This is a genomic window from Geminicoccus harenae, from assembly GCF_019800005.1.
Lineage (GTDB): Bacteria > Pseudomonadota > Alphaproteobacteria > Geminicoccales > Geminicoccaceae > Geminicoccus > Geminicoccus harenae.
In genome coordinates, this window is record NZ_JABGCL010000016.1 from 114,815 (window position 1) to 133,389 (window position 18,575).

The window sequence follows — 18,575 nt, forward strand, 5'->3', positions numbered from 1 at the left end:
CGATAGCGATATGGCGATTCACATTGCAACCATCTACGTCGCCCGGCCACCGATGCCAGGGCCGCTGAGGATTTCTGCCGCCACGCGCGGCCTGGTCCGGCGTAGTTCGGGCGGCTCAGCCGGTCAGGCCGAAGGTCGCGGCAAACTCGGCCCGGCCCGCCGGGCTGAACCGCACCACCCGGCTCCCGGCCTCCCGGCTGGCCCAGCCGAGCGCCTGGAAGCGCTGGAGCAGGGCAGCACCCAGGCTGCCGGCCAGATGCGGGCGCCGCTCGCTCCAGTCCAGGCAGGCGCGGCAGAGCGGCCGGCGGCCCTGGCGCAGATCGACCAGGCCGATGCCGAAGTCGGCCATGAACGCCTCGCCGGCCTCGGTCAGCCGGAGCTGCCCGTCCTCATGGGCGAGCCGGCCGTCCCGCACCAGCCCGTCCAGCATCGCCACGCCCAGCTCGCCGGCCAGATGGTCGTAGCAGACCCGGGCCAGGCGCAGCGCCGGCTCCTTCGGCCCGGTCCGGGTGCGCCGGTGGCCGATCCGCTCGGCCAGGCCCATCAGGCCTTCCAGGAGCTGGCCGATCTCCGGGTGGGCCAGGCGGAAATAATTGTGCCGGCCCTGGCGCTGTCGGGCCAGCAGGCCGCCCTGCTCGAGCCTGGCCAGATGCGCGCTGGCGGTGGGCGCGGTCACCCCGGCCTGCCGGGCCAGCTCGCCCGCGGTGAGCGCGCTGCCGTCCAAGAGGGCGGTCACGATGTTAGCGCGCCCGGGATCGCCCAGCAGGGCCGCCACGCGCGCGATGTCGGGTCCGGTCTGCATGGTTTGATGCTCATCGAAACATCGTCGCCGTGCAAGCCGCTACGGTCCTTTTCGTCCGATCCACCCCGTCACGGAAGGGAGGAAACCATGTCCGTCACCTGCTGCATCCGCTACCGCATCGACCCGTTCCAGAAGGAGGCGTTCGAGGCCTATGCCCGCACCTGGCTCGAAGTGATCCCAGCCTGCGGCGGCGATCTCGTGGGCTATTTCATGCCGCACGAGGGCAGCAACGACACCGCGCTGGCGCTGATCTCCTTCGACAGCCTGGCCGCCTACGAGGCGTACCGCGCCCGGCTCCGGGCGGACGAGGCTGGGGCGGCCAACTTCCGGTTCGCCGAGGAGCGCCGCCTCATCCTGCAGGAGGAGCGCAGCTTCCTGCGCAAGGTGGAGGCTGCTTCGTGATCGCGGTGATCTTCGAGGTCGTGCCCAGGCGGGGGCGGATGGAGCCCTACCTGGAGATCGCCGCTACGCTGCTGCCCGAGCTGGAACGGACCCCGGGCTTCATCTCGGTGGAGCGGTTCCAGAGCCTGAAGCAGCCGGGCAAGCTCCTGTCCCTGTCGTTCTGGGAGGACGAGGCGGCGGTGCTGCGCTGGCGCCAGACGCTCGCCCATCGCGCCGCCCAGAAGGCCGGGCGGGACGGGCTGTTCGCCGACTACCGGCTACGGGTCGCCGCCGTGCTGCGCGACTACGGCATGGCCGAGCGGGACCAGGCACCGGAGGACTCCCGCCTGGTCCACGGCTGAGCGCCGCGTGCTCAGGCAGGGGCCGTAGCCGCGGCCTTCTTCGCCGGCATGCCGACCAGTGCCGCCAGCTCGGCCTCGTCCAGCGTCTCCTTCTCCAGGAGGCGCCGGGCGGTGCGCTCCAGCAGGTCGCGCCGCTCGGTGAGCAGTGCCACGGTGCGCTCGAAGGTGCCGTCCACGATGGTGCGCACCTCCTCGTCGATGGTGGCCGCGGTCTCGTCGGAGAAATCGCGCTCCTGCGGCCCGCCCGCCATCGGGTTGGGGCTGAGAAAAGAGCGCTGGTCCTTTTCCAGGGCGACGTTGCCGAGCTTCTCCGACATGCCGTAGCGGGTGACCATCGCGCGCGCGATGTCGGTGACCCTGGCCAGATCGTCGGCGGCACCGGTGGACAGATGCCCGTACACCACCCATTCCGCCGCCCGGCCGCCCAGCAGCACCGCCATCTTGTTCTCCAGCTCCTCCCTGGTCATCAGGAAGCGGTCCTCGGTCGGGCGCTGGATGGTGTAGCCGAGTGCGCCGATGCCGCGCGGGATGATCGACACCTTGTGCACCGGGTCCACGCCCGGCAGCGCCATGGCGACCAGGGCGTGGCCCATCTCGTGATAGGCCACGATCTCGCGCTCGCGCGGGTTGAGCAGGCGGTTGCGCTTCTCCAGCCCGGCCACGATCCGCTCGATCGCGTTGTTGAAGTCGTCCATGGTGACGGCATCGGCGCGGCGCCGCGTGGCGAGCAGGGTCGCCTCGTTGACCAGGTTGGCGAGGTCGGCGCCGGTGAAGCCCGGGGTGAGGGCGGCGACCTTCTCCGGGTCGACGTCCCGAGCGAGCTTCGCCTTCTTCATGTGGACCCCGAGGATCTGGATGCGGCCGGTCTTGTCCGGCCGGTCGACCAGGACCTGGCGGTCGAACCGGCCGGCACGCAGCAGCGCCGGGTCCAGGATCTCCGGCCGGTTGGTCGCGCCCAGCAGGACCAGGCCGCTGCGGCTGTCGAACCCGTCCAGCTCGACCAGGAGCTGGTTCAGCGTCTGCTCCTTCTCGTCATGGCCCCCCGCCATCGGCCCGATCCCGCGCGCCCGGCCCAGCGCGTCCAGCTCGTCGATGAAGATGATCGCCGGCGCCTTGCCCCGCGCCTGCTCGAACAGGTCGCGCACCCGCGCCGCCCCCACGCCCACGAACATCTCGACGAACTCGGAGCCAGAGATCGAGAAGAACGGCACCTTGGCCTCGCCGGCCACCGCCTTGGCCAGCATGGTCTTGCCGGTGCCGGGCGGGCCCACCAGCAGCACGCCCTTGGGCATCCGCCCGCCCAGGCGGCCATATTCCTCGGGGTTCTTGAGGAAGGCCACGATCTCCTTCAGCTCGTCCTTGGCCTCGTCGACCCCGGCCACGTCCTCGAAGGTCACCTTGGTGTCCGTCTCGACATAGACCTTGGCCCGGCTCTTGCCGACCTGCATGAGCCCGCCGCCGAGCTTGCCGCTCATCCGCCGGAGCAGGAACATCCACAGGCCGAAGAACAGCAGCACCGGCAGGACCCAGGACAGGAGGTCCGACAGGAAGTTGCTCTCGATCCGGCCTGTGAAGCGGACATCGTACTGCTGCAGCTCGTTGGCGAAGTCCGGATCCACCCTGGTCGTGGTGAAGTAGCGCTCGCCGCCCTCCAGCGGCTGCTTGAACTCGCCGCGGATGAAATTGTCGGAGATCGCGACCTCGGCGACCCGGCCTTCGCGCAGATACTGCTCGAACTCGCTGTAGAGGATCGGCGCTACCTGCTGGTTCGTGCTGTAGAGGTACTGGATGAACAGGATGCCGGCCAGCGCGGCCAGCCAGTACCAGAGATTGAACCTGACATCCTTGTTCATGAGCAGCGTTCCTCGCTTCGTCCGTCGCCCGCGGCCGGCTCCAGCCTGCCTGTTTATCTGGAGCGCTGCCAGTCGAAGGGCAGGGGCTTGCGGGCTGGCCGGACGGCCGGCACGCCGCTAGCCTTGGCCGGCCGGGGCCTCTGCCCGGCGCGTGACGGAGGTGGGATGCTGTCGATCGCCTGTCCCTGGTGCGGCCCGAGGGACGAGACGGAGTTCCGGTTCGGCGTGGAGGCAGCCGTCCGGCGCCCCCGGCCCGACGCGGCGGACGACCGGGCCTGGGCGGACTATCTGTTCTTCCGCGAGAACCGCCGTGGCCGGCAGCAGGAGCTGTGGTGCCATGGTGCTGGCTGCGGCCAGTGGTTCCTGGTCGACCGCGACACCGTCACCCACGAGATCCATGGCACCTCGGTGCTGCCGGGCCACCCCTCGGCCGAGGGCCGCCGTGCCGGGCCGGCTGCCGCACCCGCCGGCCATGACGCACCGGCACCTTCCGAAGCCGTGCTGGGCGGTGCCGGGGAAGCCGCGTGAACCACCATTCCTCCCTGCGCCTTCCCGCGGGCGGGACCGATCTGGACCGCGCGCGCCCACTCTCCTTCACCTTCCTCGGCCGCCGCCTGCAGGGCTTTGCCGGCGACAGCCTGGCCTCGGCGCTGCTGGCCAGCGGCCAGCGGGTGCTCGCGCGCTCGTTCAAGTACCACCGGCCGCGCGGGCTGTGGGGCTTTGGCCCTGAGGAGCCGAACGCGATCCTGGACGTGCGCTTCGCCGATGGCCGGCACGATCCGAACGCCCGCGCCACGCTGGTGCCGCTGGAGGACGGCATGGCAGTCGGCACCGTCCATGGCTGGCCGTCCGCCCAGCGCGACCTGTACGGCTTCGTCGACCGGCTGCACCCGCTGATCCCGGCGGGCTTCTACTACAAGACCTTCATGCGGCCGAGCTGGCACCTGTTCGAGCCGCGCATCCGCAAGATGGCGGGCCTGGGCGTGGTGCCGGACCAGGGCGAGACGCTGCAGCGCGCCCAGCGCCATGCTCAGGTACCGCTCGTGGTGGTGGGGGCTGGGCCGGCCGGGCTGGCCGCCGCCCGGGCCGCGGCGCTGGCTGGGCTGGAGGTGATGCTGGTGGACGACCAGCCCCGTCCGGGCGGCCAGCTCCTGACCGATCCGGTCGCGATCGACGGCCAGCCGGGCGATGAATGGGTGGCGGCGGTCACCGCCGAGTTGGCCGCCCACGTGAAGGTGACCCTGCTGCCGGCCACCACCGCCCTCGGGATCTTCGACCATGGCCTCCTGGTCCTGGCCGAGCGGCGCCGGTTGCCGCACGGCTTTGCGCCCGAGCGCCTGTGGAAGGTGCGGGCAGGGCAGGTGATCCTGGCGACTGGTGCAATCGAGCGGCCGCTGGTCTTCCCGGACAATGACCGCCCGGGCGTGATGTCCGCCTTTGCCGCGCGCAGCTATCTGGCCCGTCACGGCGTGCTGGCCGGGCGCCACCCGGTGGTGCTGACCGGTAATGCCGCCGGCAGGCGCACCGCCGAGTTCCTGGCCGCCGCCGGGGCCGAGCCGGTGATCGTCGACCTGCGCCCCGACAGCCCCCCGCACCCGGAGATCCCGACCCATGTGGGCGCGGTGGTGACCGCGGTGCACGGGCGCAGGGGTGTCACCGGCGTGCGGGTGGAGCCCCTGGCCGGCGGGCCGGCCATCGACATCGCCTGCGATCTGGTGGCGGTGGCGGGCGGCTGGACACCCACTTTGCACCTGCACATGCATGCCGGCGGCCGACTGCGCTTCGAGGATGCGATCGACGCCTTCGTGCCCGAGGGGCCGGCCGGAACGATCCGGGCGGTCGGTGCCGCGAACGGGGCCTTCGCCACTGCCGACTGCTTGGCGCAGGGCCACCGCGCCGGGCTGGCCGCGGCCGGCGCCGACCTGGCGCTGCCCGCACCCGTGGCGGAGCCGGAGCCGGCTTGGACGCAGGCGGTCTGGCGCAAGCTGGACCGGCCCAAGGCCAGGCAATGGGTCGACTACCAGAACGACGTGACGGCCAAGGACATCGAGCTCGCCGCCCAGGAGAACTTCGTCTCGGTCGAGCATCTCAAGCGCTACACCACGCTCGGCATGGCGACCGACCAGGGCAAGACCAGCAACCTGAATGGGCTGGCCCTGCTCGCCCAACGGCTGGACCGGCCGGTGGCCGAGGTCGGCACCACCACCTTCCGCCCGCCCTACACGCCGGTCCCGCTGGCGGGGGTGGCCGGCTCGCGGCAAGGCAGCCTGCTGAGCCCGCTCCGGCTCCTGCCGGCCCACCGGGAGCACGAGCGGCAAGGTGCGGTGTTCGAGGACTATGGCGGCTGGTGGCGGCCGGCCTTCTATCCAAGGGGCGGGGAAGGCAGGCAGGCCGCGATCGAGCGCGAGGTGCTGGCGACCCGCTCCGGCGTGGCCCTGTTCGACGGCAGCCCGCTCGGCAAGATCGAGGTGATGGGCCGGGATGCCGGCAGCTTCCTCGACCGGCTCTATTACCACCGGCTGAGCGACCTGAAGCCCGGCCGGATCCGCTACGTCTTCCTCCTGACCGAGCACGGCAAGGTCTATGACGACGGCGTGGTGGCGAGGCTGGCCGAGGACCATTTCCTGCTCTCGCCGTCCTCCAGCCATGCCGCGGGTGTCCATGCCATCGTCGAGGAATGGCGGCAGACCGGCTGGCCGGAGCTGGAGGTGATCGCGACCAACGTCACCACCGCCTGGGCGACCTATGCGGTGACCGGGCCCAAGGCGCGCCGCGTGGTCGAGCGGCTGAATCTGCCGGTCGACCTGTCCGCCGCCTCCCTGCCGCACATGGGGTTCTGCGAAACCGAGCTTGCCGGCGTGCCGCTGCGGATCGCCCGGGTGAGCTTCACCGGAGAACTGTCGTTCGAGCTGAGCGTGCCGGCCGCCTACGGGCCGGCCCTTTACCGTCGCCTGGAAGAGCTGGGCGCTCCCGACGGCATGGTGCCGCTCGGGTCCGAGGCCCTGCTCGTGCTGCGCGCGGAGAAGGGCTACGTGCTGGTGGGCCGCGACACGGACGGCAACACGGAGCCACAGGATCTGGGCTTCACCGCGCCGCTGCGCACCAAGCAGCACGACTTCGTCGGCCGCCGCTCCCTGCAGCGGGCGGCCAGCCGCGAGGCCGGGCGGCTGGAACTGGTGGGGCTGCGCAATACCGTCCCGGACGAGCCGATCCCGACCGGCGCCCACATGTTCATCCGCGACGAGGCGGGCAACCGGAAGAGCCGCGGCTACGTCACCTCTGCCTACCGTTCGCCCACGCTCGGCCAGCCGATCGCCCTGGCGATCCTGGCGGACGGCAAGGCGCTGCAGGCACAGGGTGCCGAGGTCGACCTGTTCCACCTCGACCGGACCTATCGCGCCCGGGTGGTGAGCCCGGTCTTCTATGATCCTGCCGGGGAGCGCCTGCGTGGCTGAAATTTTCGAGCTGCGTCCGCTGCCGCTGGCCGAGGCGCTGGGGCTGGCGCCGATCCCGCCGATCGAGGGGCTGCGGGTGGAGGTGGCGGCGCCCAGTGCCGTGATCGGCGTGGCGGGCACCCATGGTGCGGCGGGCCTGGGCGATGCGCTGGCGGACGTGCTGGGCCACCGCCTGGACCCGACACCGGGCAGTGCCGGCGGCACCGAGCCCCGCTCGCTGTGGACCGGGCCGGACCGCTGGCTGGTCGTCAGCGAGCAGCTGGACCGCTTCGCCCTGGCAAGGCGCATCCGTGAGGCGGGGCCGTGCCCGACCCTGGTGACCGATCTGACCGACGGGCTGCCGGCGATCGACCTGGTCGGGCCGCGTGCCCGGGAGCTGCTGGCTCATGGCTGCCCGGTGGTGCCCGCGGATGGTCAGGTCGCCCGCACCCTCCTGGCGCTGCAGCCGGTCACCCTGCTGGGGGAGGCCCATCGGATGCGCCTGTTCACCGACCGCGGGCTGGTGCCGTTCCTCTGGGATTGGCTCGCCCGCCACGCACCGCTCGCGGCGGCCTAGGCGGGGAAGTGGCGCGGCCGCGCAGCACGTAGATTCCCGCACCGATCACCAGCACGCCGCCGACCACGACCCAGGCATCCGGCCAGGTACCGAACAGGCCGATGCCGATCAGCGTGGCCGGGATGATCTGGAGATAGGTGAACGGGGTGAGGCTGGCGGGCGCGGCACGCCGGAAGCCCTGGATCAGGCAGAACTGGGAAGTGCCGAACAGCAGGCCGGACAGGGCCATGGCCGCCCAGGCTTCGGCGCTGGCCGGGCGCCAGTCGAGCGGCAGCAGGGCGCTGGTCACGACCAGGCCGGTGCCGATCGACCAGGCGAGCGTGGTCACCGGGTCGTCGTGGCGGCCGATGAAGCGCACGGCGATCTGGTAGAGGGCGAAGAACAGGGCGCAGCCGAGGGGGAAGATGGCGGCCCAGGTGAACGCGTCGGTACCCGGGCGCACCATCACCAGGATGCCGCCAAAGCCCAGCAGCACCCCGATCCAGTCGTGCCGGCTGGTGCGCTCGCGCAGGAGCGGTGCCGACAGCGCCACCACCAGCAGCGGTGCGGCGAAGGTGAGTGCCGTCAGCTCGGCCAGCGACAGGAGCCCGAAGCCGCCCGCCACGGAAAAGCTCGCCAGCACCGGGAACAGGCCCATCACCACCTGGACCAGCGGCCGGCTCGTGCCGAGCCTGGCCAGCCCGCCCTGCCGTGCCAGGATCAGGAGCACCACCGGCAGGGCGAAGACGCAGCGCGCCCAGACGATCTGCACCACGCTCTGGGTCTGGGCCAGGAAGATCCCGGCCGCGTCCATCGCCGCGTAACCGGTGACCCCGGCGATCACGAACAGGACGGCCCCGAGCGTCAGCCGGGGGGCTGCGGTTCCAGCAGTCATCGGTCGGAATCTCACAGATCAATGGGCGGCCATGATGCCTGGCCGGTCCTGGTAGGGGATTTGGCATGACGGTGCCCCGCCGTCACCTGCCGATTGGCGTGGCCGGCAATCACAGGCAGGATTCGGGGAACCGGCGACCGGGTCGCCTGCTCAACAGGAAATGCCCGGCCTGAATCGAGGAGAGGCACGTCATGCCGTTGTTCTGCCGATGCTGTGCTGGCCTGTCGCGCCGCCATCTGCTGGCGCTGGCCGGTGCCAGTGCTGCTGCCGGGCTTTCCGGCTGTGCTGCCTATAACGAGCTCGCCGCGTCCACGGTCTCGCCCGAGCAGGAGGCGATGCTCGGCGCCCAGGCCTTCCAGCAGATCAAGGGCGAGACGCCGCGGCTGCGCAGCCCGCAGGCCCAGGCCCGGGTCCAGCGGATCGCCGAGCGGATCGTGCCGGCCAGCGGCTCCAGCATCCCGCTCCCCGAGTGGGAGATCGTCGTGTTCGACAGTGACGAGGTGAATGCCTTCGCCCTGCCTGGCGGCCATATCGGGGTCTATCGCGGCATCCTCGACATCACGGACAGCGACGACGAGATCGCGACGGTGATGGGCCACGAGGTCGGCCACGTCACCGCCCGCCATGCGGCACAGCGGATCGGCACCAGCCAGTTCGCTCAGGTCGGCACCGCTCTGGTCGGCGCGGGCGCCCAGGCCTACGGGCTCCCGACGCAGGTGATCGGCCTGCTGGGGGCCGGCGTCCAGTACGGCCTGATCCTGCCCTACACCCGCAGCCAGGAACTCGAGGCCGACTCGCTGGGGCTGCGCTACATGGCGCAGGCTGCCTACAATCCCGAGGCAGCGGTGAAGTTCTGGCAGGCCATGCAGGCCAATGCCGGTGCGGACGGCGCGCCCGCCTTCCTGTCGACCCACCCGAGTGGCGATCAGCGCATCGCCCAGATCGAGGCCATGCTGCCGGAGGTGATGCCGCTCTACCAGCAGGCGACGAGCTGACCCTGCGCTGCTCCCCGCCCGCCGATGGCGGTTGTCGACTCGGTGGTTAGCTCATTATACCATCTGCCCAGGCCGTGGATCGAATCGTCGGGTCCGGCCGGCTGATCACGGGTTCAGGGGGGACAGATGAAGCTGCTGCTTTCGGCGCTGGGCGCCGCGATGCTGGTCGCGCAGGCCGGCGGTGCACTGGCGCAGGAGGTGAAGGAGATCCGGCTGGGCTCGCCATGGCCCACCTCGAGCACCATTCACGAAGCGCTGCCGGTGTTCGCCGAAGAGGTTGAGAAGCTCTCCGAGGGGCGCATCAAGGTCCGCGTCTATCCGGACAGCCAGCTCGGCGACATCCAGGCGCTGATCAACGGCGTGCAGCTCGGCACGGTCGACATGACCTATCTGGCAATCGGCAATGCCGGGGTGCTGCGCGGCGGGGCACCGCTCAACGTCGCCTACACGCCCTATCTCTTCAACACCAAGGAAGATGCCGAGCGGATCGCCAACAGCGAGGTCTTCCAGCCGCTCTATGACGACCTGGCCGAGCAGTCCGGCGTGCGCATCTTCGCCGTGCATGGCGCCCGCTCGCCGCGCGCCGTGCAGAACTCGCAGCGGCCGGTCAAGACGCCCGCCGACCTGGAAGGGCTGAAGATCCGCATCCCGCCGATCGACGGGATCCGTGTGGCGTTCGAGACGATGGGTGCCAGGCCCGTCGTGCTGGGCCTGGGCGACACCTACAACGCGATCGAGCGCGGCCAGGTGGACGGGCATGAGAACGGCATCGACGCCGCGGTCGGCTACAAGTGGTACGAGGTCGCCAAGTACTTCACGCCGACCGACCACATCTTCGAGACCGCGGCCTTCTACGTGAACGAGGGGCTGTGGCAGTCCTTCTCCGAGGAGGACCGGGAGATCTTCCGCAAGGCCGCCGCAACCGGCGGTGCCGCCATGACGAAGGCGGGCGAGGCGGTCGACAAGGAAGGCTACACGATCTTTGCCGAGAACGGGGTCGAGGTGACGCAGCCCGACAAGGAGGCGTTCCGCGACGCCCTGAAGGACGTCTACACCCAGTTCGAGGGCACGGTCTGGCCCGAGGGGCTGGTGGCCAAGATCCGGGCCATGCAGGAATAACAAGACTGGATCGAAGGCCGCCTGGACCAAGAGGCGGCCTTCTTTCTTCTCGGTGAGCTCTCCATGACCTTCGAATCGATCGACCGGCGCGTGGCGACGCTCGCCCGGATCGTCGGCAGCGTGCTCGACGTCTTCATCGGCCTGCTCGTCGTCGGTCTGCTCCTGCTGGTGTTCTCGCAGTTCATCGACCGCAACTTCTTCGTGCTCTGGCGGCAGTCGCCCGAAGAGTATGTGAAGATCGGCCTGGCCTGGCTCTGCTTCGTCGGCCTGGCCCGCGCGTTCATGACCGACGAGATCATCCGCATCATGATCCTGCACGAGGTCCTGCCGCCCCGGGTCCTGACGATCCTCGACACGCTGGTGGACCTGCTCATGCTCACCGTGCTGGTCATCCTGGCGGTCAAGAGCGTCACCATGATCCAGGTGGCCCAGTACCAGATGATCCTGGGCACCAACCTGACCCTGGCCGTGCCGGCCTGGGGCATCCTGGTCGGTGTCCTCCTGCTCATTCCCCTGATCGCGTGGCGGATGGTGCGGCGCGTCGTGCTGGGAGCCCCGCGCCCGTGACCCTCCTGTTCCTCTCCTTCCTCCTGCTGCTCCTCCTGGGCACCGAGGTCGGGTTCGCGATGGTGATCGCGGCCTGGTTCGGCATCGAGTTCAAGGCGGACCGCTTCGTCGACCTGGTCATGCTGCCGACCTCGATGCTGAGCGGCGTCAGCTTCTATGCCCTGGTGCAGATCACGCTGTTCATCCTGGCTGGCGAGATCATGAACCGCGGCGGCATCACAAGGCGGCTGATCGACTTCGCCGGCGTCTGGGTCGGGCGCGGTCCCGGCAGCCTGGGCCAGGTCTCGGTCGGCGCCAACGTCATGATGGCCGGCATCTCCGGCTCGGCGGTGGCGGATGCGACCGCGATCGGCAAGGCGATGATCCCGGAGATGCGGGTCAAGGGCTACCCCGTCAGCTATTCCGGTGCGGTGATCGCCGCCGGTGCCCTGATCGGCCCGATCATCCCGCCATCCATCCCGATGGTGGTCTACGCCCAGATGGCGAACACCTCGGTCGCCAAGATGTTCATGTCGGGCCTGCTGCCGGGCCTGCTGCTCGCGGGCGGGTTCATGGCGATCAGCGCCCTGATCGGCCGGGCCCGCGGCTTCCCGGCCGGCCCCAAGGTCGACTGGCACACGAGGCTTAGGGTCTCCGCCAGTGCGGTCTGGGCGCTGCTGCTGCCGATCATCATCCTGCTCGGCATCCGGCTGGGGCTGATGACCGATACCGAGATCTCCTCGGTGGCAGTGGTCTATGCCCTGTTCGTCAGCATGTTCGTCTACCGCACCCTGAAGATCCGCGAGCTGCCCGCACTCTTCGCCAGTGCCGGCCGGAGCAGTGCGGTCATCCTGTTCCTCCTGGCCGCGGCAGCACCATTCTCCTGGCTGGTGGCGGAAAGCCAGATCGCCGACCGCGTGGTGGACATGATCCACACCATCTCCACCAACCCGGTGATGGTGCTGATCATCATCAACATCCTGCTGCTGCTGGTGGGCCTAGTCCTGGAGCCCCTGCCGGCCATGGTCATCTTCCTGCCGGCCCTCATCCCGATCGGCATGGAGCTCGGCATCGACCCGATCCATTTCGGCTGCGTGGTCGTGATCAACCTGATGATCGGCCTGATCACCCCGCCGGTGGGCCTCCTGCTGTTCGTCGTGTCCAGCATCGGCAAGATCCCGTTCATTGCCGTCGCCCGCGAGATCATGCCGTTCCTGATCTGGTCGATCGTGGTGCTGTTCCTGGTGGTGGTGTTCCCGCCGCTGGCCCTCTGGCTGACGCTGGGGATGTGACCATGGCCAGAATCGAACGCGCCGTCACCATCGCGGACCTGCGCATCCTGGCACGGCGGCGCCTGCCGCACTCGATCTTCGAGTTCATCGACGGGGGTGCCGGCGACGAGCGGACGCTGCGGGACAATGTCGATGACCTGGCCCGGCTGCGGCTGATGCCGCGCGTCGGCGTGGATGTCGGCACGCGCCGCACGGCCGTCGACCTGGTCGGCGCCACGTCCGCCCTGCCGCTGGTCCTGGCGCCGACCGGGCTGGCCGGCCTCTACTGGCCGGGCGGCGAGATCGCGGCCGCCCGGGCGGCGGAGCGGGCCGGCATCCCGTTCTGCCTGTCCACCAACTCGGTGGCGTCCATCGAGGAGGTCGCGGCCGCCGTGCCGGGCGGGGACCGCTGGTTCCAGCTCTATTTCCTGAAGGACCCCGCCCTGATGAGCGGGATGCTGCGCCGGGCCAAGGCTTCGGGCTACCGCGTCCTGTGCATGACCCTCGACCTAGCCGTGCACGGCCGGCGCGAGCGGGACATCCGCAACGCCTTCACCGTGCCGCTCCGGCCGCGGCTGCGCACCGTGGCGGAGGTCCTGGCCCGCCCGGCCTGGCTGGCGGGCTTCCTGCGCAACGGCGTGCGGTTCGGCAATTTCGCCGATGCCGCGCCCAGCAGCTCGGGCTTCAGCAGCATCGCCCAGCACGTCGCCAAGTTGTGCGACGCGTCCGCCACCTGGCGGACGGTCGAGGCAGTCGCCAGGGAATGGGACGGCCCCTTCGTGGTCAAGGGCGTGCTCAGCCCGCAGGACGCGCTGCGAGCAGTCGAGCTCGGTGCTGAAGCCGTGATCGTCTCCAACCATGGCGGCCGCCAGCTCGACCACGTGCCCTCGGCCGTGGCGGCACTGCCCGCCATCGTGCGCGCGGTGGCCGGCCGGGCGCAGGTCATCCTGGACGGTGGCGTGCGGCGCGGTGTCGACCTGGTCAAGGCGAGGGCGCTCGGCGCCGATGCCTGCATGATCGGCCGGCCGTTCCTCTGGGGGCTGGCAGCAGCCGGCGAACCCGGCGTGGCGCGGACGATCGAAATGTTCCGCGAGGAACTGGATATAGCGCTGGCCCTGCTGGGCGTGCCGTCGGTGGAGGCGGTCGATGCCGACTGCCTGTACCGGGAAGCACCGGCGGCCTGATCCGAGCAGGATCTTCAGGTGGCGAGCCTGGTTGACCGGCGTTCCCGGGAAAGCGGCATCAGGATCCGGGCTCAGAAAGACGGCCAGAGATTGGCGTCCTGCGCATAACAGGCGATCACCCGACGTGGCGCGGAGGGATGATCGCCGTCCACCGCGGTCGGCTTCGGTGGCCAGCAGGTGGCGGAGGCAGCAGGAAACCGTCGTTCCTCCGCAGCCGCACCCGATGCGGCAAGCATCGGGCCGCCGCGTACTCGACACCACCCCCAGCCTTGGCCGGTCGTGCCGGCCGTGGCTTCGGTGCGATCACCGGCGATAACGCTCGCGCAGCTCGATCGCGTTGGCGTGGGCGTCGAAGCCTTCGTAGCGGGCCAGCCGCCTGGCCGGCTCCGCCAGGCGCTCATAGCCCTCGCGGGTGGCGTAGCCGATGCCGGTTCGCTTGAGGAAGTCGAACACGGAGAGCGGCGACCAGGTGCGGGCATGGCCGCCGGTCGGCAGCACCGCGTCCGGGCCCAGCACGAAGTTGGCGATCACGATCGGGGTATGCTCGCCCAGGAGGATCTCGCCGGCGTTCACGATCCGGTTCATCAGCGCCATGGGTTCCTGGGCCAGGATCTCCAGGTGCTCCGGCGCGTACTCGTTGACGAAGGCGATGGCATCGTCCAGGTCGCGCGCCACCAGGATGCCGCCGCGCGATCCGGACAGCACGGCCTGCGAGAAGCCCACCCGCTGCTCGCTCATGCGCGCCCAGAGATCGGGCAGCACCCGGGCGGCCGCCTCGGCGACCCGGCGCGACGGCGTGACCAGGAAGGCCGAGCTGTCCGGGCCGTGCTCGGCCTCGATCAGCAGGTCGAGTGCCGCGATCTCGGGATTGGCATGCTCGTCGGCCAGGATGATCGATTCGGACGGGCCGGCCGGCAGGCCGGTATCGATCCGGTCGGCCAAGTGCTTCTTGGCCGCCACCAGCCAGGGCGAGCCGGGCCCGATGATCTTGGCGAGCCGGGGCAGGCTGTAGGTGCCGTGCGCCGCCGCCGCCACCGCGACCGCGCCGCCGGCCTTGTAGACCCGGGACACGCCCACCCGGCGCGCCGCCACCAGGCTCGCCGCATCCACCCCGCCCTCGGGCGTGGGCGGGGTCAGGATCACCACCTCAGGGACGCCCGCTACCACGGCCGGGATCGTGGTCATCATCACCACGGACGGGAAGGCGCCCTTGCCGCGCGGCACGTAGCAGCCGACCGAGGGGATCGGCAGGTGCCGCTCGCCGGCGAAGGCACCCGGGCGGATCTCCTCCAGCCACATCGGCGGGGGGAGCTGCTTTTCGTGGAAGTGCCGGATGTTGCGCACCGCCTCCTCGATGGCGGCCTTCACCTCCGGCTCGACCAGCGCCTCGGCCTCCTCGAACTCCTGCTCGGTCGCGAACAGCCGCTCGGGCGCCAGAGGCGCCCCGTCGATCTCGCGGCCGAGCTCGGCCACCGCCTTGTCGCCGCTGGCCGCGACCCGCTCGGCAATGGCCCGCACCGGGTCCATCAGCCCGCTCAGGTCGTGCTCGGCACGCTGCATCAGCCGGGCCCGGGCCTCGGCGCTCAGCTCCGCGAGATCGATGATGTTGGCGCCCCGCATCTCATCCTCCACTCGGTCGTGGCGCGGAACCTAGTGCCGTCCGGCCGTTCCCCCAACGGCCAAGCTGGCGGGCAGCCATGAGCAGGCCGCACGCCTGGACGGAGCACCGGCGCGGACGGGCAGGCCCGTCCGCGCCGAAGCCAAGAGATCCAGGAGGATGAAGGCGGGCGTCTCAGCGCCGCTTGCGCAGGAGTTCCATGGCCGCCCCGGCCAGGAGCCCGCCCAGCACGAGGGCCCGCGGGTACTGCAGAACCCGCATGGCCAGCGGGGTCGCGAGCGTCGCGAACTGCGCTGCGGGCGGGGGGGCGGCCTGGGCCAGGAGACGGGCCCGGCGCTCGTGGCGCTTGGCAGCCGTCACGCCGACCAGGCTCACCAGGCCCGCGGCGATGACCAGGCAGGCGCCCACCACCAGGGAGGCCGCCCAGCCCGGCATGACCTGGAGCATGCCGCGCCACGCCGCGTCGAGGAGGTAGAGGAACGCGATCAGCCCGAGCACGCCCGCCACGGCGAAGGCGACGAGGCGGGCGCTCACGGCTTGCACCTGCGGACGCATGCTGTCCACCGGCAGGACCGTCCGCAGGAGCGGCCACATCGGCAGCGGCCCTTCAGCGACGGAGGAACTGGGCGAACAGCATGCCGAGAACGAACGAGACCAGGACGCTGGTCAACGGACGCTCCTGCACGAGGCGCTCCGCCTCCCCCAGCTTGCGTTCGCCATAGGCCTTGGCGTCGTGGGACATGGCGTCGACGCGCGCGTTGAGCGTCTCCAGCCCGTGCTGGAGGCGGAGCTTCGCTTCCTCACCGGCATCCGAGCCCAGGGCCACGAGCTGGCCGCGCAGGACGTCCAGCTCCCGCTTGAGCTGCTCGTAATTGGCGTTGAGCGACTGGCGGGCATGATCGGTGCTGTTCAAGGCATGCACTTTCACGTCGTGGACGGCATCCCGGATGTCGTCACCGGCCTTGCGGGCAGTGTCGCGAACGTCTCCGGCAGTGGCGGCCATGGTCCCATCCCTCCTTGCGATGTTCAACACTCACATCAGCGCGAGTGTGAATAGTTGGTCGATCAACGGGCGGAGCCGGGCGGGGGTTCCGCTCAGCGCGCGCGCAGGAACAGGTCGAGGCCGACCAGCCGGTCCAGGAGCCAGACGGCCAGGAGTGCCACCAGCACATAGACCGCGGAGACCGCCGCCAGGTCCGGGGTGATCACCGCCCGGATCGAGGTGTAGATCTGCACCGGCAGGGTCACGGTCCGTGCGTCGGTGAGCATCAGGCTCACCAGGAACTCGTTGAACGCCAGGATGAACATCAGGAGGCCGCCGGTCACGATGCCCGGCATCACCGCCGGGATCGTCACGGTGACGAAACGGTGCAGCGGCGGCGCCCCCAGATTGGCGGCGGCATTCTCCAGTTCCGGGTCCAGATGGTTCACCGCAGCGCTCACCGCCCAGAGCATGAAGGGCAGGTTGATGATGCAGCAGGCCAGTCCCACGGGCCAGAGGCTGCCCAGGATCCGCAGTTCGCCGAACAGCGCCATCATGCCGAGCCCGGCCACCACCAGCGGGATGGTGAAGGGCAGGAGCAGCCAGAGGCGGATCAGGCCCGCGGTGCGAAAGCGCCAGCGGGCCAGGGCCAGGGCTGCGAGCGTGCCGGCCGGCACGGCGAACAGGGTGGCGAGCGTGGCGACCAGCAGGGAGCGGCCGAACGGGTCCAGGAACGCGCCGCCGCTCACCAGCTCGACATACCAGCGCAGCGAGAAGCCCTCGGGCGGGAAGCGGACGATCGACCCGCTGGTGAACGAGGCCAGGAGGATGATCACGGTCGGCAGGGCCAGGAACAGGAGGTCGAACAGCACCACCGCCGTGATCAGCACCTGCTTGCCACGCTCGCCCCTCACCGCGCCGCTCCCGTGCCTGCCGCTGTCATGCCTGCCGCCGACAGGTCCGCCGCTGCTGCCCGGCCGACCCGCCCGGCCGCAGCCCGGCCGCCCAGCAGGGCCAGCATGAGGGCGGTGAGCCCGGTGGACACCAGCACGACCAGCACGGCCAGGGCTGAGCCTTGGCCGGCATCGGAGGTGGAGAACCAGGCCTCGTAGACCGCCTGGGCCGCGAAATCGAACTTGCCGCCGCCCATGATCTGCGGGATCGCATACTCGGTGAAGGTCAGGGTGAACACCACCACGCCCGCTGCCACCAGGCCTGGCCGTGCCAGCGGCAGCACCACGTTGGTGAAGGTGCGCACCCAGCCGGCTCCCAGCGAAGCCGAGGCCAGTTCCAGCTCCTCGGGAATGGCGGTCATCGCCGGCGCCAGCATCAGCACGGCGAACGGCAGCATGTACTGGACCAGGCCCAGCACCACGGCCGGGGGCGTGTAGATCAGCGGCCACGGCTCGATGCCGGCCAGCCCCAGCAGGCTGTTCACCAGGCCCTGGCGGCCCAGCACGATCAGCCAGCCATAGGCGCGCACCACCTGGCCCAGGAAGAAGGGCAGGAACAGGCTGACCAGCAGGAACCGGCGCCAGGCGGCGTTCGGCGTGCGGACCAGCGCATAGGCATAAGGGAAGGCCAGGGCCAGGGTCAGGACCGTGGTGACCAGCGACGCCCAGAGCGTGCGCCAGCCGATCACCCAGGTAGCCCGCCGGGACAGGGCCGCCGCGTAGTTCGCGAGCGTCCAGTCCTCGCCCAGGAGGAAGGTCGCGCGGTCGAGGCTGCGCAGCGACATGTCGACGATCTCGACCAGGCCCACCACCAGCACCGCCACGAGCAGCAGTGCCGGCAGGAGCAGCATCCAGCCGTCCAGGAACGCCAGCCGCTGCGGCCACAGCCGGCTGCGCCAGGCCTCCATCCAGTCAAGCCACGTGATCAACGCTTCCATCCTGCACCGGCCGGCCGGGCGTGCCGGCCCATCTTCGGCCACGCGCAGGCGGCCTGGCGCGGTGGTGGCAAAGGTCGGCAGGTGCCGCAAGCCTCAAGCTCCATGCGCCGATGCCGATCGGCGCATGGGCAGCGGCAGGCCAGCAGCGATGCGCCGGCCACCGCCGGTCAGGACATGAGCCAGCGCACCGCCACCGCCAGCAGGAACCAGCCGCCGGCGGAGCCCAGCACGACCAGCATGGTCGAGTGCGGCAGCGACAGCTTCTCCTCGCGCAGCCCGGCATCCGAAAGGGCCGCACCGGCCGGCTGGTCCGCCGCCGCGAGCTCACCATGGGCCATCGTCACGTCCAACATTTCCGGTCTCCCAGGAACACCGCCGTTGAGCGCAGCATGGGGCCGGAGGTCTTAATGAAACGTGAAGACGCGGATCGTCATCGGGCGGTCGTCGTACGGTGCAGGCACTGTCTCGCCATCGTCGCCGGCCCGTCCCGGACCGCGCCTGGACCGGTACCAGGCGCCGCTCCGGCTCGAGGCGGCCTGCTGCGTGGCGAATTCCGGGAGATGCCCTAGGTAGGGAACTCAAACAACCTTCTGCAGGTTCATGGCTTTTGGTCGACTGATCAGGGACGCAGGCTGAGGAGGGTATGGCGGATGGCACATCTGTACTGGCTGTCGGACGCGGCCTGG

19 protein-coding genes are annotated in these 18,575 nt (G+C 70.4%); 10 read left to right on the plus strand and 9 right to left on the minus strand.

Annotated features, from left to right (window positions below; genetic code table 11):
• Positions 1-115: 115 nt before the first annotated feature.
• Positions 116-802, minus strand: a complete 687-nt coding sequence (locus HLA95_RS16205) for an ArsR/SmtB family transcription factor (RefSeq protein WP_222183848.1) — start codon at positions 800-802, stop codon at positions 116-118.
• An 87-nt stretch (positions 803-889) separates the two neighbouring features.
• Between HLA95_RS16205 and HLA95_RS16210 the strand changes: the two genes are divergently transcribed.
• Positions 890-1,204 (plus strand): NIPSNAP family protein, encoded by a 315-nt coding sequence (locus tag HLA95_RS16210; RefSeq protein ID WP_191060980.1) that lies wholly within the window; start codon positions 890-892, stop codon positions 1,202-1,204.
• The gene (locus HLA95_RS16215; RefSeq protein ID WP_191060981.1) at positions 1,201-1,545 is read left to right on the plus strand and encodes an antibiotic biosynthesis monooxygenase family protein; all 345 of its coding nucleotides are present in this window, start codon (positions 1,201-1,203) and stop codon (positions 1,543-1,545) included. The genes HLA95_RS16210 and HLA95_RS16215 overlap by 4 nt, the downstream gene beginning before the upstream one ends.
• 11 nt (positions 1,546-1,556) lie before the next feature.
• Here the strand turns inward: HLA95_RS16215 and ftsH are convergent, their stop codons facing one another.
• Positions 1,557-3,398, minus strand: a complete 1,842-nt coding sequence (ftsH, locus tag HLA95_RS16220) for an ATP-dependent zinc metalloprotease FtsH (protein ID WP_191060982.1) — start codon at positions 3,396-3,398, stop codon at positions 1,557-1,559.
• 165 nt (positions 3,399-3,563) lie between these two features.
• Here ftsH and HLA95_RS16225 point away from each other — a divergent pair, with 165 nt between their 5' ends.
• Genes HLA95_RS16225 through HLA95_RS16235 form a run of 3 tightly spaced genes read left to right on the plus strand, consistent with a single transcriptional unit; the run spans position 3,564 to position 7,409 of the window.
• Complete coding sequence (locus HLA95_RS16225; RefSeq protein WP_191060983.1) at positions 3,564-3,926, plus strand: sarcosine oxidase subunit delta; 363 nt, start codon at positions 3,564-3,566, stop codon at positions 3,924-3,926.
• Positions 3,923-6,853 (plus strand): 2Fe-2S iron-sulfur cluster-binding protein, encoded by a 2,931-nt coding sequence (locus HLA95_RS16230; protein ID WP_222183850.1) that lies wholly within the window; start codon positions 3,923-3,925, stop codon positions 6,851-6,853. The genes HLA95_RS16225 and HLA95_RS16230 overlap by 4 nt, the downstream gene beginning before the upstream one ends.
• Positions 6,846-7,409: a sarcosine oxidase subunit gamma gene (locus tag HLA95_RS16235; RefSeq protein ID WP_222183852.1), complete on the plus strand. Its 564-nt coding sequence runs from the start codon at positions 6,846-6,848 to the stop codon at positions 7,407-7,409. The genes HLA95_RS16230 and HLA95_RS16235 overlap by 8 nt, the downstream gene beginning before the upstream one ends.
• Here the strand turns inward: HLA95_RS16235 and HLA95_RS16240 are convergent.
• Positions 7,339-8,283: a DMT family transporter gene (locus HLA95_RS16240; RefSeq protein ID WP_191060555.1), complete on the minus strand. Its 945-nt coding sequence runs from the start codon at positions 8,281-8,283 to the stop codon at positions 7,339-7,341. The two genes, HLA95_RS16235 and HLA95_RS16240, sit on opposite strands and share 71 nt — an antisense overlap.
• Positions 8,284-8,474: 191 nt before the next feature.
• Between HLA95_RS16240 and HLA95_RS16245 the strand changes: the two genes are divergently transcribed.
• The 5 genes from HLA95_RS16245 to HLA95_RS16265 all read left to right on the plus strand — a co-directional run bounded on the left by HLA95_RS16245 (position 8,475) and on the right by HLA95_RS16265 (position 13,398).
• Positions 8,475-9,278, plus strand: a complete 804-nt coding sequence (locus tag HLA95_RS16245) for a M48 family metallopeptidase (RefSeq protein ID WP_191060556.1) — start codon at positions 8,475-8,477, stop codon at positions 9,276-9,278.
• 126 nt (positions 9,279-9,404) lie between these two features.
• The gene (locus HLA95_RS16250) at positions 9,405-10,397 is read left to right on the plus strand and encodes a TRAP transporter substrate-binding protein (RefSeq protein ID WP_191060557.1); all 993 of its coding nucleotides are present in this window, start codon (positions 9,405-9,407) and stop codon (positions 10,395-10,397) included.
• A 63-nt stretch (positions 10,398-10,460) separates the two neighbouring features.
• Positions 10,461-10,964 carry a TRAP transporter small permease gene (locus HLA95_RS16255; protein ID WP_191060558.1) on the plus strand — a complete coding sequence of 168 codons (504 nt, stop codon included), beginning with the start codon at positions 10,461-10,463 and terminating at the stop codon, positions 10,962-10,964.
• Positions 10,961-12,235, plus strand: coding sequence for a TRAP transporter large permease (locus HLA95_RS16260; protein WP_191060559.1), 1,275 nt, complete (start codon positions 10,961-10,963; stop codon positions 12,233-12,235). Before HLA95_RS16255 ends, HLA95_RS16260 begins: the two co-directional genes overlap by 4 nt.
• A gap of 2 nt (positions 12,236-12,237) precedes the next feature.
• A complete protein-coding gene (locus HLA95_RS16265; protein ID WP_222183853.1) occupies positions 12,238-13,398 on the plus strand; it encodes an alpha-hydroxy acid oxidase in 1,161 nt (386 codons plus the stop codon).
• A 303-nt stretch (positions 13,399-13,701) separates the two neighbouring features.
• Here HLA95_RS16265 and hisD read toward each other — a convergent pair whose 3' ends face one another.
• The 6 genes from hisD to HLA95_RS16295 form a co-directional block, all read right to left on the minus strand.
• A complete protein-coding gene (hisD, locus tag HLA95_RS16270; protein WP_222183854.1) occupies positions 13,702-15,018 on the minus strand; it encodes a histidinol dehydrogenase in 1,317 nt (438 codons plus the stop codon).
• Between the two features lie 172 nt (positions 15,019-15,190).
• Positions 15,191-15,550 (minus strand): hypothetical protein, encoded by a 360-nt coding sequence (locus HLA95_RS16275; protein WP_222183855.1) that lies wholly within the window; start codon positions 15,548-15,550, stop codon positions 15,191-15,193.
• 73 nt (positions 15,551-15,623) lie between these two features.
• Complete coding sequence (locus tag HLA95_RS16280) at positions 15,624-16,019, minus strand: ElaB/YgaM/YqjD family protein (protein WP_191062298.1); 396 nt, start codon at positions 16,017-16,019, stop codon at positions 15,624-15,626.
• Between the two features lie 92 nt (positions 16,020-16,111).
• On the minus strand, positions 16,112-16,912 hold the full coding sequence (locus tag HLA95_RS16285) for an ABC transporter permease (protein WP_191062299.1): 801 nt from the start codon (positions 16,910-16,912) through the stop codon (positions 16,112-16,114).
• A complete protein-coding gene (locus tag HLA95_RS16290; RefSeq protein ID WP_370467492.1) occupies positions 16,909-17,859 on the minus strand; it encodes an ABC transporter permease in 951 nt (316 codons plus the stop codon). The genes HLA95_RS16285 and HLA95_RS16290 overlap by 4 nt, the downstream gene beginning before the upstream one ends.
• Before the next feature lie 197 nt (positions 17,860-18,056).
• Positions 18,057-18,242: a hypothetical protein gene (locus HLA95_RS16295; RefSeq protein WP_191062256.1), complete on the minus strand. Its 186-nt coding sequence runs from the start codon at positions 18,240-18,242 to the stop codon at positions 18,057-18,059.
• Between the last annotated feature and the right edge of the window lie 333 nt (positions 18,243-18,575).

Excerpts from the sequence above, each read along its gene's own strand:
- HLA95_RS16210 (WP_191060980.1), top strand. The coding sequence starts at position 890 with ATGTCCGTCACCTGCTGCATCCGCTACCGCATCGACCCGTTCCAGAAG.
- hisD (WP_222183854.1), bottom strand. The coding sequence starts at position 15,018 with ATGCGGGGCGCCAACATCATCGATCTCGCGGAGCTGAGCGCCGAGGCC.
- HLA95_RS16255 (WP_191060558.1), top strand. The coding sequence starts at position 10,461 with ATGACCTTCGAATCGATCGACCGGCGCGTGGCGACGCTCGCCCGGATC.
- HLA95_RS16245 (WP_191060556.1), top strand. The coding sequence starts at position 8,475 with ATGCCGTTGTTCTGCCGATGCTGTGCTGGCCTGTCGCGCCGCCATCTG.
- HLA95_RS16225 (WP_191060983.1), top strand. The coding sequence starts at position 3,564 with ATGCTGTCGATCGCCTGTCCCTGGTGCGGCCCGAGGGACGAGACGGAG.
- ftsH (WP_191060982.1), bottom strand. The coding sequence starts at position 3,398 with ATGAACAAGGATGTCAGGTTCAATCTCTGGTACTGGCTGGCCGCGCTG.
- HLA95_RS16290 (WP_370467492.1), bottom strand. The coding sequence starts at position 17,859 with ATGGAGGCCTGGCGCAGCCGGCTGTGGCCGCAGCGGCTGGCGTTCCTG.
- HLA95_RS16295 (WP_191062256.1), bottom strand. The coding sequence starts at position 18,242 with ATGTTGGACGTGACGATGGCCCATGGTGAGCTCGCGGCGGCGGACCAG.
- HLA95_RS16280 (WP_191062298.1), bottom strand. The coding sequence starts at position 16,019 with ATGGCCGCCACTGCCGGAGACGTTCGCGACACTGCCCGCAAGGCCGGT.
- HLA95_RS16265 (WP_222183853.1), top strand. The coding sequence starts at position 12,238 with ATGGCCAGAATCGAACGCGCCGTCACCATCGCGGACCTGCGCATCCTG.
- HLA95_RS16205 (WP_222183848.1), bottom strand. The coding sequence starts at position 802 with ATGCAGACCGGACCCGACATCGCGCGCGTGGCGGCCCTGCTGGGCGAT.
- HLA95_RS16250 (WP_191060557.1), top strand. The coding sequence starts at position 9,405 with ATGAAGCTGCTGCTTTCGGCGCTGGGCGCCGCGATGCTGGTCGCGCAG.
- HLA95_RS16240 (WP_191060555.1), bottom strand. The coding sequence starts at position 8,283 with ATGACTGCTGGAACCGCAGCCCCCCGGCTGACGCTCGGGGCCGTCCTG.